We start from the raw sequence: 14,270 nt of genomic DNA, 5'->3' as shown, positions 1-14,270 counted from the left end.
ATGCATGCGGGGAAGGAGCGGGCCGGCCGACGCGGACGGTGGGGGCGGAGTGCGCGAGGTGAAGTCCGCCGCGAGGACCGTCCAGGTGCTGGAGATCCTCGCCAACCACAGCTCCGACCAGGTCCGCCTGCGTGAGCTCTCCGAACTGACCGGGGTGCCCCGCAGCAGCCTCTACGCCCTGCTACAGACGCTGGTGGCCAGCGGCTGGGTCCGCACCGACCCCTCCGGTTCCTTCTACAGCATCGGCATCCGCGCGCTTCTCACGGGCACCAAGTACCTCGACACCGACGCCCAGCTCGGCCTGGCCGCCCCCGTGCTCGACGGTCTCGCGGAGGAGCTGGGCGAGACCATCCACTTCGCCCGGCTGGACGGCGCCGACATCGTGTACCTGGCCACCCGCGCGTCCCGTCACTATCTGCGCCCGTTCAGCCGGGTGGGACGGCGCCTGCCCGCGTACACCGCCGCCCTCGGCAAGGCGCTGCTGGCGGAGCAGCCCCCCGAATACCTCGAACGGGAGCTGCCCCCGGTCCTTCCCGTGTACACCGAACGGACGATCTCCGACCACACCGCCCTCAGAGACCACCTCGACGCCGTCCGGGAACGTGGCTACGCCATCGACGACCAGGAGTACATCGAGGGTGTCGTGTGCTTCGGTTTCGCCCTGCGCCACACCGTTCCGGCGGAGGACGCGATCAGCTGCTCCGTGCCCACGGTCCGGCTCACCGAGGAGCACCGGAAGCGCATCGTGGAGGCCATGTCCCGAGCCCGGGACGAGCTCGAACGCGCACATGTGCGGTGACAGGTGACAGCCGGCCGGTCTCCGGCGATACGGCGAGGGCGTTCTCCGCTCAGGAGGACGCAGCCGTCGGCACCGGCGTGACGAGCGTGCCCTCGGTCATGAACCGATGCAGATTACGGAAGGTGAGTTCACCCATGGCCTGCCTCGTCTCATGGGTCGCGCTGGCGATATGCGGAAGCAGGACGACGGTGTCCAGGTCCAGCAGGGCCCGCGGAACGTCGGGCTCATGGGCGAAGACATCCAGCGCCGCGCCCGCTATCCCACCCTTCACCAGGGCGGACACCAGGGCCGGCTCGTCGATGACACTACCGCGCGAGACGTTGACCAGATAACCCCGGGGGCCGAGCGCGTCGAGCACACTCGCCGAGACCAGGCCCTGAGTGGCGGCACCCGCGGAGACCGCCACGACCAGCGCGTCGCATTCCGCGGCCAGCGCCGAGGGCGAGGGCAGAAAGCGATAGCTCACGTCCTCCACGGAGGTGCGCGAGTGGTAGAGGAGCTCCGCACCGAAGCCCTCCAGCCGTCGGGCGATGGCGCGGCCGATCCTGCCGAGCCCGAGGATGCCTACGCGTTTGCCACTCACCTTGACCGACAGGGGGAAGGTGTCCGAGGCCCATGCGCCACGGCGGACGAAGCGATCGGCGGCCGACAGCCGGCGCATCAGATCGATCAGTCCGCCGACCGCGAGGTCGGCCACGCAATCGGTGAGCACATCCGGGGTGTTGCTGACGTCGATGCCGCGGGCGCGGGCCCGCGCCACGTCCGTGGTCTCGTAACCGACTCCGAAGTGGACGATGGCGCGGAGCGCGGGCAGGGCGTCCATCAGGTCGTTCGGCACTCCGATCCGCGCGCTGGTCACGGCGGCCACCACCTCGCGGCCGTGGTCCCGCAGATACGCGTCGGGATCGGGCAACTCGGCGAGCCGTACGGTGTGATGGTGCGTGGCCAGCGCGGTCTCCAGGGTCGGCAACAGCGGACAGACCTGGAGGACGGTGCCCCGGTCGGCGGTGCCGCCGTCTTCCACCCCGGTCACGCCGCTCCCCCCGATGAGTGCGGACCGCGGGGACTGAGGACTGAACAAGGCATGGTCGACTCCCGTCGTTGTGGAATGGCCGGGAGCGTATGACCGATGCCGATGCGTGTCTAAGAGTAAATTCGCATCCGTGGATACCTTCTTGACATCATGAGGCAGCGGAACGGTCCGTGTCCTCCGGCCCGCCTTCTCGACCGGCGCCTTTGTGAGATCCCTTGACGCCCCCGCACCTCCGGTTTAGCTTCAGCGTCTACAAATGCAGACCGGGTACGCGGTTATAGACAGCCAGTCGGCCGTCGCGTCTCCGGCGGCAACACGCCAGCACCCTCGGAGATACGCTGACGATGAAGTCCTCCGTACCCTCCAACCCTCGCCCACCACAGGGCCGGGCACACCGAATTCTCACCCTTCTGATCTCAGGCGCGATGCTCCTGACCAGCGGCTGCGCCGTGGCGAACAGTGACGCCGCGGGCGATGTCGGCAGCGCGGACGGCCGCACCCTGCGAGTGGTTCTCACCCAGGAACCACCGACGCTCGAACCCTGTGAGTCATCGACGACCGCGACCGGTGTCGTGGTTCGCTCCAACATCACGGAACCGCTGGTTGAACGGGACCCCACCTCGGGCAAGCTGGAACCGCTGCTGTCAACCGGCTGGCGGCAGACGAAGCCCAGGACATGGACCTTCGACATCCGCTCCGGCGTGACCTTCCAGAACGGGCAGCCGTTCACCGCCAAGGACGCGGCGTTCTCCATCGACCGCGCCGTCAACTCCGATCTCGCCTGCAACGTGGACGGCTATGTCTTCGGCGACGACAAGCTCGATGTGCGCGCCGTCAGCCCCACCCGGCTGACCGTCACCACCAAGAAGGCCGACCCGATCCTCCCGCTGCGGATCAGCTTCGTCGAGATCGTGCCACGCACCACCAACGCCAAGGCCAAGGTGCGGGTGCCGATCGGCACCGGCCCCTACGCCGTCAAGGCCTGGCAGACCGGTGTCTCGATCTCCCTGACCCGTAACGACAAGTACTGGGGGAAGACCCCCGCCTATCCCCGGGCCATGTATATCTGGCGAAGCGACGCCAGCGTCCGCGCAGCCATGATCAACAAGGGCGAGGCCGACATCGCGACCTCGCTGGACCCGATGGACGCGACCGAGGACAACTCCGTCCCCTACCCCAACAGCGAGACGACCGCCCTGCGGCTGGACGGCCGTGAGGCGCCACTCGACGACATCCGGGTGCGCAAGGCGATCGGCATGGCGATCGACCGCAAGGGCATCATCGACGCCCTTCTCGGCGGCCTGGCCAAACCCGCCGCACAACTCGTCCCGCCCGGCGTGGTGGGCCACAACGACGGCCTCGTCCCCACCTCGTACGACGTGGCCGCGGCCCGCGCACTGGTTGAGCAGGCGGCTGCCGACGGTGTCCCCACCAAACGGAGAATCACCATCGTGGCACGCAACGGTCAGTTCGCCGGGATCGCGGAGGTGGCCGAGGCCCTCCAGTACGAGATGGCGCGGATAGGGCTGAACGTAAGGATTCGTATGGCGGACACCGCCACCAGTCTTCAGTACCAGCTGCGCCCGCTGCCCCGTGGTGTCGGGCCGATAGCGATGCTGGTCATGCACGGGAACCAGGCCGGGGACGCGGCCTTCACCACCAGTCAATATCTGCTGAGCGACGGCCCCCAGTCCACCTTCGGCACCAAGGAGCTGGACCGGCGCATCGACGCGGCGAACACGCTGTCCGGCAAGGCCCGTCAGAAGGCGTTCGCCGATCTGCTCGGCTATCAGAACAAGACCGTCGCGCAGTTCGCCTACCTGGCTCATATGCGCGGACTGCTCGGCCTGTCACCGTCGGTCCGGTACCGGCCGAACTCCGCCACCGGAGACGAGATGCGGCTGTCCGAGGTCACCCCCGGGAAGGCGGGGAAGCACTGATATGGCGTCCTTCCTCGGCAAGCGCGTCATCTCCAGCGCGATCCCCCTGGTGTTCGTGGTGCTGGGCGTGTTCTGCCTGGCGCGGCTGACCGGCAACCCCGTCGACCTGTATCTCCCGCTGAGCGCCACCTCCCAGCAACGCGCGGAATTCTCCGCCGCCCACGGCTTCGACGACTCCATCCCGGTCCAGCTGTGGGACTACCTCACCCAGGCCGCGCAATTCGACTTCGGCACCTCGCTGCGCACCGGGGAGCCGGCCGGCACGATGGTGCTCGACGCCTTCCCGGTCACCCTCCAACTCGCCGGTGTGACCATGCTGTTGGCGATCCTCGGGGCGCTGCTGGTCGGAAGCCTCGCCGCGTACCGGCCCAACTCGCTCATCGACCGGATCGCCGGTCTGCTGTCGATGACCGCGGCCAGCATCCCCGACTTCTGGTTCGCGATCGTGGGAGTGCTGGTCTTCGGCGTGGGCCTGGACTGGCTGCCGACCTCGGGCACCCTGGGCGGTCCGGAGATCTGGGTGCTGCCCATCGCCACTCTGCTGATCCGTCCGTTCGGGGTGCTGGTGCAGGTGGTCCGCGGCAGCATGGTCGGCGCGCTGTCGGCGCCGTATGTGAAGGTCGCGCGCAGTAAGGGGGCCGACGCCAAGCGCGTGGTGTTCGGGCACGCCCTGCGCAACTCCATCACGCCCGTTCTGACCGTCGCCGGGGACCTGACCGTCGGCCTCGTCAACGGCGCGGTGATCGTGGAAACGATCTTCGGCTGGCCCGGGATCGGCAAGCTCATGATCGACTCGATTCTGCAGCGCGACTTCGCGGTGTTGCAGGCCGCCGTCCTGCTCACGGCGGTGACGATCTTCGCGCTGAACATCCTCGTCGACGTCTGCCACGCCCTGATCGACCCCCGAGTGCGCCAGGCGGTGCCGGCGTGAGCGAAGGAGCCACCATGACCGACCCCGCCGACCCCACCGGCTCCGCCGACCGGCCCTCCGGCGCGGCAGCCGTCCCGTCGCGCCAACGCCCGCCCCGCTGGTGGCTGCTGCTCGGCCGGGACCGGGCCGCGGCCGTCGCGGCCGTCATCCTCGCCGGGGTGTTCCTGGTCGCGCTGTTCGGCCGGCTGTTCATCGGGGACCGAGCCGTACGGCAGGATCTGCGCGCCTCGCTGCGCCCGCCCTCCCTCGACCACGGCTTCTACGGGCTGCTCGGCACGGATGTGCTGGGCCGCAGCGTGCTGGCCCGGCTGGTGGACGCCGCCGGGACGACGCTGTCCGTCGCGGTGCCCGCGGTGCTGTGCTCGCTGCTGATCGGCTCGGCGCTGGGGCTGTGGGCCGGATACCACGGAGGCATGCGCGAGAACGTCGCGATGCGGGTCGCCGATGTCATCCTCAGTTTCCCGTCGCTGCTGATCGCGGTGGTCGTGCTGTATGTCTTCGCGCCCAGCGCGATGAACATCGTGCTGATCCTCGCCGTCGCGCGCGTCCCGGTCTATCTGCGCACCGCCCGCGCGGAGTCGGCCGAGCTGAGGAGCCGTCTGTTCGTGGACGCGGCCCGGACCTTCGGCACGCCGAGCCGGAACATCATCTACCGGCACATTCTGCCGATCGCGCTGCCGACGCTGCTGACCGTGGCCACGCTCGACTTCTGTTTCGTCATGCTGACCGAGTCCAGCCTGAGCTTTCTCGGCATCGGCATCCAGCCCCCCGATGTGAGCTGGGGGCTGATGGTGGCGCAAGGGCGCCAGTACCTCCAGACGGCCTGGTGGATCGCCGTGCTGCCGGGTGTCGCGATCGTGCTCACCACGGTGTCGGCCACGGTGCTCGCCGCCTGGGTCCGCCTGGCCACCGACCCGGCCCAGCGCTGGCGTCTGACGTTGCCCAGGAAGCGGCGCGGCAACCGGGCCACTGTTCCCTCGGAGATGATCGCGTGAAGCCCTCCACCCTGCCCGCGCCCGCCGGGACCGGCAGCCCCGCACTCGAAGTCGAGGGGCTCTGTGTCGACTTGCGCACCCCCTCCGGGACCGTCCGGGCGGTGAACGGCGTCGGCTTCCAGGTGCGCAAGGGGCGCACGCTGGCGCTGCTGGGCGAGTCCGGCTGCGGGAAGTCGATGACCGCGCTGTCCATCGTCGGGCTGCTCGAGCCGACGACCGAGGTGACGGGCGGATCCGTGAAGGTGTCCGGCACCGATGTGCTGCGGCTGGGCCAGGCGGGGCGCAGGAAGCTCGCCGGTCCCGTGCTGTCGATCGTCTTCCAGGACGCGCTGACCGCGCTCAACCCCGTACAGCCGGTCGGCAGACAGCTCGCCGAGCCGTTCCGCATCCATCGCGGGATGTCGCGCCGCGATGCCCGGGAGAAGGCGGTCGAGCTGATGACCCGCGTCGGCATCCCCGAGCCCCGGCTGCGGGCCCGCGCGTATCCGCATCAGTTCTCCGGCGGTATGCGCCAGCGGCTGCTGATCGCGATGGCCGTCGCGCTGGACCCCGATGTGCTCATCGCCGACGAGCCCACGACCGCGCTCGATGTCACCGTGCAGGCGCAGATCATGCGGCTGCTGCGGGATCTGCAGACCGAGCGGGACATGGCGCTGGTGCTGATCACCCACGATCTGGCGGTGGTATACCAGCGCGCGGACGATGTCGTGGTGATGTACGCGGGCAATGTGGTGGAGACCGGCCCGGTGGCGGAGGTGTTCTCCCGCCCCCGCCACCCCTACACCAAGGGCTTGCTCGACTCGGTCCCCGAACACGCCGTCAGGGGCCGCCCGTTGCCCGCCGTACCGGGAAGTCCGCCCGAGCTCAGCGCGGTCCCGTCCGGCTGTGTCTTCCAGGCCAGATGTCCGCTGGCAAAGGAGCGCTGCGCCCAGGAGCGCCCCCGTCTGATGTCCGTCGGGGCCTCGCGTTCGGCCGCCTGTCACTTCTCCGAGGAGCTCGACCGTGCCTGAGACGCCCCTCACCGACGCCACCGCCACCGGCCCGCGTGCCGATGGCTCCGCCACTTCCCCGCCGCTGCTCGAGGTCCGCGGCGTGACCAAGTCGTTCGGCCATGGCCGCCGGCGCCTGACCGCGCTCGACGGCGTCGATGTGCGGGTCGAGCGCGGCCAGACGCTCGGGCTGGTGGGCGAGTCCGGATGCGGCAAGTCGACCCTGGCCAGAGTGGTGCTCGGGCTGGAGCGCCCGGACTCGGGCACGGTGCGCTTCGACGGCACCGATCCGTTCACCCTCAAGGGCAGGGAACTGCTGGCCTGGCGGCGCCGGGTGCAGATGGTGTTCCAGGACCCCTTCGCCTCGCTCAACGCCCGGATGTCCGCGGCCGACCTCATCGGCGAGCCGTGGCGCACCCACCGCGACATCGTGCCCACGGCACAGGCGCGGGAGCGACGGATCAGTGAGCTGCTGTCCCTCGTCGGACTGCGGGAGAGCGACGCCCACCGCTACCCGAACGAGTTCTCCGGCGGGCAGCGGCAGCGCATCGGCATCGCCCGCGCGCTGGCGCTGGACCCCGACCTCATCGTGTGCGACGAGCCGGTGTCCGCGCTCGACCTGTCGGTGCAGGCCCAAGTGCTCAATGTGCTCTCCGAGTTGCGGGAGCGGCTCGGTGTCTCCTACGTGTTCATCTCCCATGACCTCTCCGTGGTCAGGCATGTCTCCGACCGAGTGACCGTGATGTACCTGGGCAAGGTCATCGAGCACGGCCCCGCCGAGGACGTCTTCGACCGGCCGGTGCATCCCTACACCGCCGCCCTGATGTCCGCCGCGCCCACCCTCGACGTCTCCGGGCAGGCCCAGGACGACGAGATCCAGCTGCGCGGGGAGATCCCGTCCCCGTACGACATTCCGTCGGGCTGCCGGTTCCGCACCCGCTGCTGGAAGAGCGAGGCCCGGTGTGCCGAGCTCACTCCTCCTGTCGTGATCCGCGCCGGCACGGCGGACGCCGGGCGGGAGCCGCACGAGGGCCTGTGCCACTTCCCGCTGGGCGCCGGGCCGACGGAAGCATGAGCCCGCCGGAGTTCACCCTGCTCTTCATCACGGTGGCGGTCGGGGCGCTGCTCCAGGTCTCCATCGGCTTCGGGCTCGGCCTGCTGGCCGCCCCGGTGATCGCGATATTCGACCCGTCGCTCACCCCGGTGGTGGTCCTGCTGCTCGCCACCGGGGTCACGGCCGCGGTGCTGATGCTGGAGGGCGGCCACCTGGACCTGCGGGGCGCGGGGTGGGCGCTGGTCGGCCGGGTGCCGGGGGTGCTGGGCGGCGCGGCGCTGGTGGCCGTGCTGCCCGCCCGGTACCTCGCCCTCCTCGTGGCCGCGGTCGTCCTCACGGGCGTGGCGGTGAGCCTGCGCGGCTTCGTGCCCGCGCCGCGGCGGCGGTCGGTGCTGCTGGCCGGTCTGATGTCGGGGCTGATGGGCACGGCGACCGCCATCGGAGGACCGCCGATGGCCATGGTCTGGCAACGCCTGAGCGGACCGCGGCTGCGCGCCACGATGAGCGGGTTCTTCCTGGTCGGTTCGGTGATGAGTCTGGCCACCCTGGCGGCGACGGGGGCGGTGCACACGTACAGCCTGTGGCACACCGCCCTGCTGGCCCCGGCCGCGGCGATCGGGGTGCTGCTGGCCCGCCCGCTGTCGAGCCGGCTGGACATTCGGCGCACCAGGGCCGTCGCCATGGTGCTCGCGGTGGCGAGCGCGACCGTGCTGATGGTCCAGCAGTTCCTCTGAACCCGGCGGCACTTTTCCGTTGGAAGTCGGCACTGCCGCTTCTTCTTGCGCCCGAACAGCCCGTCTCTCGGGCGTGTTCGAGCTGCGGGACATCGACCCCTGGCGGCCGGCCCAGAGGGGCTACTCGGGGCGCTTGATCGTGGGTGCCGATCTCATGAGCCTCGCGGTGCGCCGCTGACCTGGGGAACGCGCAAGGGAACCGGGCCATCGGCCCGGTTCCCTCATCGGCGTATCCGGTCAGCTCTCCGCTGCCACGGGGACGGCGCGGCGCTGTCCGGTGACCTTGGAGGAGGGCAGCCGCCCGGCCTTGGAGGTGCCGGTCATCGTCTCGCCCTCGACCGTCATCGTGAACGCGAGGTTCAGTCGCATGGGCTTGGTGATGGTCTGACGCCAGATGAGCTGGTCACCGTCGAGCGCCACATCGGATAGCGGGACCTCCTCCCCCGCACCGTGGGCCGTACCGGTCAGGGTGCCGTCCTCGTCGCGGAGTTCGATCACGGCCTTGATCCGGCCGATGGGTGTGGAGATGGACAGATCCCAGGTGCCTTCGACGGAGTCTGCGACGGACATGGTGGTGTGCTTCCTTACGGTGGGTAGGGGCGGATGGCGGTGGGGCGGTGTGGTCACAGGGCGACGGGCGACGGCCCGTGGTGGCGCCAGGGGGTGCCACGGCGCTCGTAGGCGAACAGCTCCTCGACGGCGTGGGCGATCCGCGGCCCCAGTTCGCGCTCCAGCAGGTACAGGCCCAGATCGAGTCCGGAGGTGACACCGGCGCCGGTGACGAGGTCGCCGTCGTCGACGACCCGGGCCCTGATCGCGTTGACGCCGGTGGCATCCAGCATGTCCAGGCCCATGTGGTGGGTGGTGGCGTAGCGGCCCTCCAGCAGACCGGCCATGGCCAGCACGAGCGAGCCGCCGCACACCGTGGCGACGGTCACCTCCGGGCGGTCCATGGCGGCCTTCAGCAGCCCCGGCAGCCCGGTGTTCAGGGTGCGGCCGAGCAGGACGGGGATGAGCTCGCCCTCCCGCCACTCGCCCGGGTCCGCGTCCGCGTCGTGGTCGGGGACCTCGCCGGGCTCTCCGACCCGGCCGGCGGCACCGGGGACCACCACCAGGTCCGCCCTCGCCGGATCGAGTGCGGCCGTGGCGGGCAGCGGTACGCCGCCGACCCCGCTCACCACCTCACGCGGCCCCTCGGCGGACACCAGCTCCGCGCGCAGCGCTCCTCCGGAAGCCATGCCACCGGCGTGCAGCACTTCGTAGGGGGCGAGCACATCGAGGAGGTCGAAGCCCTCGAACAGGACGATCTGGGCGAGCATGAAAATGTTCCCTCACATGCGGTGATGGCCAGTCTGTCTGGCCCTTTTCCGACGCTATGCGAGGGCGGAAACGGCTCCCAGTGGCACGAGTGACATGGTTCAACGGGATCTCGCCAAGCGGCCCGGAGGGTGCGGGAAGGTGCCGCGATCAGGTGTCTCAGGCCACGTCGGGCGGCATGTTGTACGGCGTGACGACCTGGATGGGCGAGGGCAGGGAGGGGCCGTCGTCGGGGAGGGCTCCGTGGGCCCGCATGATGATCTGGCAGGCGCGGCGCATGTCCTGGCGCAGGTCGTGGTGGAGCACCGCGGACAGCCGGCGCTCGCGCAGCAGCCGGGTGTTGTCGTGGTCGAGGTCGTGGGCGATGAACACCTCGTAGCCGCGGCCGAGTTCCTCGAAGGCTTGGATCGTCGCGGTGTTGCCGCCGCCGATCGAGTAGACCGCCCGGATGTCCGGGTCGCGTCGCAGTGCCCGCAGGACCAGGTCGCGCTGGGTGGCGTCCAGGCCGTCGCTGTCGGTGACCTCCACGAGCGTGCGCCCGGGGTGTGCGTTGCGCAGCGCGCTGCGGAAGCCCATCTCGCGTTCCTCCTCACCGCGGAAGAAGCCCCGGCTGATGGTGGTGAGCACATTGCCGGGGCGGTCGCCGAGCCATTGGCCCATGAGGTACGCGGCGGTGGCTCCGGCGGCGCGGTTGTCGATGCCGACGTAGGCCCGGCGTGCGCTGCTGGGCAGGTCGGTCACCAGGGTCACCACCGGTAGCCCGAGGGCCGCCAGGCGGCCGACGGCTGCCGTGACCTCCGGGATGTCGGGCGCCTTCAGGACGATCCCCTGGCAGCCGCCGCGTTGGGCGACGCGGTCCAGCGTGGCGATCAGCTCCTCCACCGGACCGGTCTCGCGGAAGTGGAAGCGCGACCGCAGCACCGCCGGGCGCAGCGAGGGCAGCTCCGCCTCCAGGGCCGCGCGGACCGCCGAGGAGAAGCGCTCAGGGGCCTGCATCACGATGTCGATCATGAAGGTGCGGCCGCCGATGCGGACCTGGGTGCGCTGCCGGTCCAGGTCCTTGATGGCCTGGTGGACCTCCCGGGTGGTGCTCTCGCGCACCCCGCCCCGGTTGTTCAGCACCCGGTCGACGGTGGCCTCGCTCAGGCCCGCCTGCCGGGCGATCTCCCGGATGGGATACGGATGGGCCATCGGCGCGCCTCCCCGAGGGGTTTTTGATGGGCCGCTGAGGATTGCTCGATGCTCGGCCGATCACAACACTGACAGAAAGCCGCAGCCCACGGGAAGGATCGGTTAGCAATGCCCCTCATCGCTCCGAGGTCTCATGCCTGGTTCAGTGAGGCCGACTGCTCCCTCGAGGCCTTCCGCACCCTGGTCGAGCGGACCACCGACCCCGGCGACCACCCCGGTGCCGACGCCGTGGAGGGACACGTCCCCGTCTACGACGGCGACCGCCTGCGGGCCCGGGCCGCCACGGCGCCCGGCCGCCGGGAGGCGCAGGCGGAACTGGTCCACGCCCTGCTGGACGGCCCCGGCATCGTGGTGTTCAAGGGCGCCTTCCCCGACGCGTCGGTCCTGGACCGGGCCACCGAGGCGTTCACGGCGCTGATCGAGCGGGAACGGGCGGCGGGCCCCGCCCGCGGTGATCACTTCGCCAAGCCCGGCGCCAACGACCGGGTGTGGAACGCGCTGGAGAAGCTGGCCCTGAGCGCACCGGAGGTCTTCGCCGACTACTACGCCAACGACCTCATCGCCCTCGTGGCCACCGCCTGGCTCGGCCCCGGCTACCAGGTCACCTCACAGATCAACCAGGTCAACCCGGGCGGTGCGGCCCAGAGCGTGCACCGCGACTACCACCTCGGCTTCCTCTCCGAGGCGCGGGCCGCGGCCTATCCCGCCCATGTCCACCGGCTCTCCCCCGTGCTGACCCTGCAGGGCGCGGTCGCCCACTGCGCCATGCCGGTCGAGTCCGGCCCGACGCTCTACCTGCCGTACTCGCAAACGTACGAGCCCGGCTATCTGGCCTGGCGCCGCCCGGAGTTCATGGCCTACTTCGCCGAGCACCACGTCCAGCTGCCGCTGGAGGCGGGCGACGCGGTCTTCTTCAACCCCGCCCTCTTCCACGCCGCCGGACACAACCGCTCCACGGACATCCGGCGGATGGCGAACCTGCTGCAGATCTCCTCCGCCTTCGGCCGCGCCATGGAGACCGTCGACCGCGAGGCGGTGGCCAACGCGGTCTTCCCCGTACTACGGCGGCGCAAGGCCGAAGGCGCCACCGAGGACTGGCTGCACAACGTGGTCGCGGCCTGCGCCGAGGGCTATCCCTTCCCCACCAACCTCGACCTCGACCCGCCGGTCGGCGGCCTCGCCCCGGACTCCCAGGCCGACACCCTCCGGCGCGCCCTGGAGCGGGACTGGACCCCGGAGACCCTGCGTACGGAACTGCGGGCCGGCGCCGAGCGCCGCCAGAGCTGAAGGAGACGGACCGCTGATGGGACTGTTGCAGGACAAGATCGTCCTGGTCAACGGGGGCAGCCAGGGCATCGGCGCGGGCATCGTCCGCGCCGCCGCCCGCGAAGGGGCCACGGTGGCGTTCACCGGACGCCGCCCCGACGCCGGTGAGCAGCTGGCCGGGGAGCTCGCCGCCCGGGGAGCCACGGCCGCCTTCCTCCGCGCCGACCTGGCCGATCCCGCGCAGGCACGCGGCAGCGTGGAACAGGTGGTGGCGGCCCACGGCAGGATCGACTGCCTGGTCAACTCCGCCGGGCTCACCTCGCGCGGGACACTGCTGGACACCACCCCCGAGCTCTTCGACGCGCATGTCGCGATCAATCTGCGCGCCCCGTTCTTCGCGATGCAGGCCGCCGTCGCCGACATGGTGGCCAGAAAGGCCCCGGGCACCATCGTGAACATCATCTCCAACTGCGCACACGGCGGATATCCGTTCCTGGCACCGTACTCCGCCGCGAAAGCCGGGCTCGCGGGCCTGACCCGCAACGCCGCCCACGCCCACCGCTGGGACCGCGTCCGCGTCAACGGCCTCAACCTGGGCTGGACCGACACCGAGGGCGAGGACGCCATCCAGCGCGCCTTCCACGGCGCGGGCGACGACTGGCGCGAGGAGGCGGCCCGCGCCCAGCCGATGGGCAAGCTCGGCCAGGTCGACGAGATCGCCGATTTCGTCGTCCTCCTCCTCTCCGACCGCAGCGGGGTCGTCACCGGCTCGGTCATCGACTGGGACCAGAACGTCCTCGGCGGACTCGGCTGACCCGCCGCATCGCCAGAAGCAACACCCGCCCATAGGCCACACCCGCCCACAAGCCACACCACCCAAAGCCACACCGTCAGCACCCGCACCATCAGAAAGGGACACAACTCCCCATGCGTATCGGCATCATGGGTCTGGGCCGGATCGGCGCCTTCCACGCCGAGACCCTGTCCACGCTCGACGCGGTGGACTCCCTCGTGGTCACCGACCCGGTCGCCGCGGCCGCCGCCACCGCCGCCGAGCGCTTCGGCGCCCACGCGGTCGACTCGCCGGAGGCCGTACTCGCCGCCGGCGTGGACGGCGTCGTGATCGCCGCGGCCACCGACGCCCACCCCGAGCTCATCCTCGCCGCCGTGCGGGTGGGCGTACCGGTCTTCTGCGAGAAGCCCGTGGCGCGCACGATCGAGGAGAGCCTCGATGTCCTCCGCGCGGTGGAGGGCGGTGGGGTGGAGGTCCAGATCGGCTACAACCGGCGGTTCGACCCCGGGTACGTGGCCGCGCGGGCGGCGGTGGTCAGCGGTGAGCTCGGGCCGCTGCACACCGTGCGGTCCACCACCTTGGACCCCGAGCCGCCCCCGGCCGCCTATGTGGCCGTCTCCGGCGGTATCTTCCGCGACTGCGCCGTGCACGACTTCGACACCGTCCGCTGGATCACCGGCCGCGAGGTCACCGAGGTCTACGCGACCGGCGCCAACCGCGGCGCCGAGTACATCGCGGCCGCCGGAGACGTGGACACCGCCTCCGCCCTCCTCACCCTGGACGACGGCACCCTCGCCGTGGTCTCCAACACCCGCCACAACCCCCGCGGTTACGACGCCCGCCTGGAGCTCCACGGCATGACGGACAGCGTGGCCGCGGGCCTGGAGGACAGGCTGCCGCTGCGCTCCGTCGAACCGGGCGCCACCTTCCCCGGGGGCACACCGCACCACTTCTTCATGGACCGCTTCGCCGCCGCCTACCGGGCCGAGCTCACCGCCTTCACCGAGGTCGTGGCGGGCCTGCGGCCCTCCCCCTGCACCGTCGCCGACGCCGTCGAGGCCGGCTGGATCGCCGAGGCCTGCACGCTTTCGTTGCGCGAACACCGCCCCGTGACCATGGAAGAGGTACGCAAGGCATGACGACAGCCGAGCCGCTGCGCATCGGGGTCCTGGGCGCCGCCCGGATCTCCGAGCTCTCCCTCGTCGGCCCCGCCCGTGCGGGCGGCCAC

General features: G+C 70.8%; 14 protein-coding genes. 10 read left to right on the top strand and 4 right to left on the bottom strand.

The features are described 5' to 3' along the window. Nucleotides 1–4 precede the first annotated feature (4 nt). The gene (locus tag ACFXB5_RS14900) at nt 5–799 is read left to right on the top strand and encodes an IclR family transcriptional regulator (protein ID WP_385207185.1); all 795 of its coding nucleotides are present in this window, start codon (nt 5–7) and stop codon (nt 797–799) included. A gap of 49 nt (nt 800–848) precedes the next feature. On the opposite strand, the gene ACFXB5_RS14895 is transcribed toward ACFXB5_RS14900, so the two are convergent. Next, entirely contained in the window at nt 849–1,832 is a 984-nt protein-coding gene (locus ACFXB5_RS14895) for a 2-hydroxyacid dehydrogenase (RefSeq protein ID WP_385207182.1), read from the bottom strand. A 425-nt stretch (nt 1,833–2,257) separates the two neighbouring features. Between ACFXB5_RS14895 and ACFXB5_RS14890 the strand changes: the two genes are divergently transcribed. From ACFXB5_RS14890 to ACFXB5_RS14865, 6 genes are read left to right on the top strand one after another with little or no spacing between them, the layout of a single operon-like run. Next, on the top strand, nt 2,258–3,772 hold the full coding sequence (locus tag ACFXB5_RS14890; RefSeq protein WP_385207179.1) for an ABC transporter substrate-binding protein: 1,515 nt from the start codon (nt 2,258–2,260) through the stop codon (nt 3,770–3,772). 1 nt (nt 3,773) lies between these two features. Next, the gene (locus ACFXB5_RS14885) at nt 3,774–4,703 is read left to right on the top strand and encodes an ABC transporter permease (RefSeq protein WP_385207176.1); all 930 of its coding nucleotides are present in this window, start codon (nt 3,774–3,776) and stop codon (nt 4,701–4,703) included. Between the two features lie 14 nt (nt 4,704–4,717). Continuing rightward, nucleotides 4,718–5,698, top strand: coding sequence for an ABC transporter permease (locus ACFXB5_RS14880; protein WP_385207173.1), 981 nt, complete (start codon nt 4,718–4,720; stop codon nt 5,696–5,698). Further along, a complete protein-coding gene (locus ACFXB5_RS14875; RefSeq protein ID WP_385207170.1) occupies nt 5,695–6,708 on the top strand; it encodes an ABC transporter ATP-binding protein in 1,014 nt (337 codons plus the stop codon). Before ACFXB5_RS14880 ends, ACFXB5_RS14875 begins: the two co-directional genes overlap by 4 nt. After that, a complete protein-coding gene (locus ACFXB5_RS14870; protein WP_385207168.1) occupies nt 6,701–7,762 on the top strand; it encodes an ABC transporter ATP-binding protein in 1,062 nt (353 codons plus the stop codon). Before ACFXB5_RS14875 ends, ACFXB5_RS14870 begins: the two co-directional genes overlap by 8 nt. Next, on the top strand, nt 7,759–8,475 hold the full coding sequence (locus ACFXB5_RS14865) for a sulfite exporter TauE/SafE family protein (protein WP_385207166.1): 717 nt from the start codon (nt 7,759–7,761) through the stop codon (nt 8,473–8,475). The genes ACFXB5_RS14870 and ACFXB5_RS14865 overlap by 4 nt, the downstream gene beginning before the upstream one ends. 237 nt (nt 8,476–8,712) lie before the next feature. Here the strand turns inward: ACFXB5_RS14865 and ACFXB5_RS14860 are convergent, their stop codons facing one another. The 3 genes from ACFXB5_RS14860 to ACFXB5_RS14850 all read right to left on the bottom strand — a co-directional run bounded on the left by ACFXB5_RS14860 (nt 8,713) and on the right by ACFXB5_RS14850 (nt 10,983). Further along, nucleotides 8,713–9,045, bottom strand: a complete 333-nt coding sequence (locus tag ACFXB5_RS14860) for a hypothetical protein (RefSeq protein ID WP_385207163.1) — start codon at nt 9,043–9,045, stop codon at nt 8,713–8,715. 53 nt (nt 9,046–9,098) lie between these two features. Then, nucleotides 9,099–9,794, bottom strand: a complete 696-nt coding sequence (locus ACFXB5_RS14855) for a DJ-1/PfpI family protein (protein ID WP_385207160.1) — start codon at nt 9,792–9,794, stop codon at nt 9,099–9,101. A 157-nt stretch (nt 9,795–9,951) separates the two neighbouring features. Further along, nucleotides 9,952–10,983, bottom strand: a complete 1,032-nt coding sequence (locus tag ACFXB5_RS14850; protein WP_385207158.1) for a LacI family DNA-binding transcriptional regulator — start codon at nt 10,981–10,983, stop codon at nt 9,952–9,954. Between the two features lie 108 nt (nt 10,984–11,091). Between ACFXB5_RS14850 and ACFXB5_RS14845 the strand changes: the two genes are divergently transcribed. From ACFXB5_RS14845 to ACFXB5_RS14835, 3 genes are all read left to right on the top strand, one after another. After that, nucleotides 11,092–12,270, top strand: coding sequence for a phytanoyl-CoA dioxygenase family protein (locus ACFXB5_RS14845; protein ID WP_385207155.1), 1,179 nt, complete (start codon nt 11,092–11,094; stop codon nt 12,268–12,270). A 16-nt stretch (nt 12,271–12,286) separates the two neighbouring features. Beyond that, a complete protein-coding gene (locus tag ACFXB5_RS14840) occupies nt 12,287–13,063 on the top strand; it encodes an SDR family oxidoreductase (protein WP_385207153.1) in 777 nt (258 codons plus the stop codon). A gap of 113 nt (nt 13,064–13,176) precedes the next feature. Beyond that, entirely contained in the window at nt 13,177–14,181 is a 1,005-nt protein-coding gene (locus tag ACFXB5_RS14835; protein ID WP_385207150.1) for a Gfo/Idh/MocA family oxidoreductase, read from the top strand. Nucleotides 14,182–14,270: the final 89 nt, after the last annotated feature.

Origin of the sequence: Streptomyces sp. NPDC059455, from assembly GCF_042750115.1 — a bacterium.
GTDB lineage: Bacteria > Actinomycetota > Actinomycetes > Streptomycetales > Streptomycetaceae > Streptomyces > Streptomyces endocoffeicus.
The sequence above is the reverse complement of the archived record's forward strand: the minus strand, read 5'-3'. Positions and strand labels throughout refer to the sequence as shown.

What these genes read in the sequence shown, in the direction of transcription:
- ACFXB5_RS14900 (WP_385207185.1), top strand. Translation starts at nt 5, where the DNA reads ATGCGGGGAAGGAGCGGGCCGGCCGACGCGGACGGTGGGGGCGGAGTG.
- ACFXB5_RS14890 (WP_385207179.1), top strand. Translation starts at nt 2,258, where the DNA reads ATGCTCCTGACCAGCGGCTGCGCCGTGGCGAACAGTGACGCCGCGGGC.
- ACFXB5_RS14885 (WP_385207176.1), top strand. Translation starts at nt 3,774, where the DNA reads ATGGCGTCCTTCCTCGGCAAGCGCGTCATCTCCAGCGCGATCCCCCTG.
- ACFXB5_RS14880 (WP_385207173.1), top strand. Translation starts at nt 4,718, where the DNA reads ATGACCGACCCCGCCGACCCCACCGGCTCCGCCGACCGGCCCTCCGGC.
- ACFXB5_RS14865 (WP_385207166.1), top strand. Translation starts at nt 7,759, where the DNA reads ATGAGCCCGCCGGAGTTCACCCTGCTCTTCATCACGGTGGCGGTCGGG.
- ACFXB5_RS14860 (WP_385207163.1), bottom strand. Translation starts at nt 9,045, where the DNA reads ATGTCCGTCGCAGACTCCGTCGAAGGCACCTGGGATCTGTCCATCTCC.
- ACFXB5_RS14855 (WP_385207160.1), bottom strand. Translation starts at nt 9,794, where the DNA reads ATGCTCGCCCAGATCGTCCTGTTCGAGGGCTTCGACCTCCTCGATGTG.
- ACFXB5_RS14850 (WP_385207158.1), bottom strand. Translation starts at nt 10,983, where the DNA reads ATGGCCCATCCGTATCCCATCCGGGAGATCGCCCGGCAGGCGGGCCTG.
- ACFXB5_RS14845 (WP_385207155.1), top strand. Translation starts at nt 11,092, where the DNA reads ATGCCCCTCATCGCTCCGAGGTCTCATGCCTGGTTCAGTGAGGCCGAC.
- ACFXB5_RS14840 (WP_385207153.1), top strand. Translation starts at nt 12,287, where the DNA reads ATGGGACTGTTGCAGGACAAGATCGTCCTGGTCAACGGGGGCAGCCAG.
- ACFXB5_RS14835 (WP_385207150.1), top strand. Translation starts at nt 13,177, where the DNA reads ATGCGTATCGGCATCATGGGTCTGGGCCGGATCGGCGCCTTCCACGCC.